The sequence below is a fragment of the Conyzicola sp. genome, assembly GCF_057073975.1.
Genome location: NZ_JBXMIS010000022.1, coordinates 1 through 1706, shown reverse-complemented (window position 1 = coordinate 1706; position 1706 = coordinate 1). Strand labels below are relative to the sequence as shown.

Below are 1706 nucleotides of genomic sequence, written 5' to 3'. Positions count from 1 at the left end.
ATGGATGTCTATCGCACCATCCACGCGCGCATCCGCGAGCACCTCGGCGCGCTCCGCGACCAGATGGGCGGCGACAAGCCGATCGTCGTCCTCGCCCACTCGTTAGGCAGCGCGATCGTCTCGAACTACATCTGGGACGAACAGAAGGCCCCGACCCCCGGCACGACGCCGACCCAGCGCATGGAGACCCTCGCCGGCCTCGTCACCTTCGGCTCGAACATCCCGCTGTTCACCCTCTGCCTCGACGAGATCGTCGCGATCCGGTTCCCCGTCCCGACCCTCACCACACCACTCCGCGCCGCCGCCCGCTGGCTCAACTTCTTCGACGCCGACGACGTCCTCGGCTACCCCCTGCGGCCCCTGAGCCCGACCTACCACGACGCCGTCAGCGCCGACCTCCAGATCAACGTCGGCAGCCCGCTCCGCTCATGGAATCCGTTGTCCCACGAGGAGTACTGGACCGACAACGACTTCACCGGGCCGGTCGCGACGCTGATCCGCGAGCTGCTGGCCGCGGCGCGGGAGCGTTAGGCGGTTGTGCCGGCGGCCTGCAGATCCTGCGCTGAACGGCGGCCCGGGGCGTTGATGGCTGTGCGACGAGCTGGAGCCGCATAGCGTTGTCTAGGGAGGAAAAAGAGGCAAAAGAGTCGGAAGAGACTACCTCGTGCAGGGCCACTACGGCCCGAGCCGAACAACTGGGGGGCAAGCATGGGAAGATGATCTCGCCACGCTTGCCCTCAATCAGTTCGGCCGCACCCGTAGTGGCCGGGAGGTTGGCCGCCTCTTGTTACTCTTCGTACTCTTTTTCCTCCCCAGACCAAGCTGTACGACACTGGCCCAGCGCACAGCCGTCAACGCCCCGGGCCGCAGTCAACGCAGTGTCCTGCGAGCGCGTCCTACTGCGGTGGCGCTGCCGAGCCTCTTCCTCGCGCCGCGACCGGCCAGCTGGTCTCGACGACATCGCCGCGCACGCCGTAGATCTCGTCGAAGAGATGAACCACGATGCAGACGTGATTCGGCACGATGCGCACGCGGTCCCCCACCTTCGGCTTCCAGTCGCTGTCGCCGAGCTCGATGATCCCGTGCTCCTCGGACATCCGCGACACCACGAGCTCGGGACGGTCGAGCAGCGCGCCGAAGCCCTCGCCCTCGGCGCCGCGCATCGGCTCCCTGCCTAACGACTTGGCGCCGGCGTCGACGACGGCCTGGCCGGGGACGGCGGTGCTGATCACCGTCGCCGCGACAGTCAGCGCGCAGTCGTCCCAGCTGCAGGCGCCGATCGCGGCGGTCACCCGGTCGTTGTAGACGTAGGTGCCGGGACGGACCTCGGTCAGGCCATCCACCTCGTGCATCCGCCAAGCCGCTGGCGTCGAGCCGCCGCTCACCACCGCTGGGGGAAGCCCCTCGCGCTCGAGCGCGTCGATCGTCTGCCTGACGTCGCTGCTCAGCCGCTCGATCGCCGGCCCCTGCTTCGAGAGGGGCTCGCGGATGTGCCCGGGATAGAACGCGATTCCCGCGAAGCGGAGCGGCGGGCTGCGCCAGACCAGCTGGGCGAGCTTCACGACCTCCTCCGGTGTCGCCACACCGACGCGGTGCATCCCGAGGTCCTGCTCGATGTAGACGCCGATCTCGCGGTCGACCACCCGCGCCGTGCTCGCCAGCTGCTCGATCGCGGTCGCCGAGTCGACGGCGACCGTCAGGCGGGT

General features: G+C 68.7%; 2 protein-coding genes. One reads left to right on the top strand and one right to left on the bottom strand.

Annotated features, from left to right (window positions below):
* The coding region (locus AC14A7_RS02075) for a hypothetical protein (RefSeq protein ID WP_484006223.1) at positions 1-531 on the top strand (531 nt) is incomplete at its 5' end.
* Positions 532-896: 365 nt separating this feature from the next.
* Here AC14A7_RS02075 and AC14A7_RS02070 read toward each other — a convergent pair.
* Positions 897-1706, bottom strand: an 810-nt coding sequence (locus tag AC14A7_RS02070; RefSeq protein ID WP_484006222.1) for an alanine racemase, incomplete at its 5' end; no start/stop codon positions are given.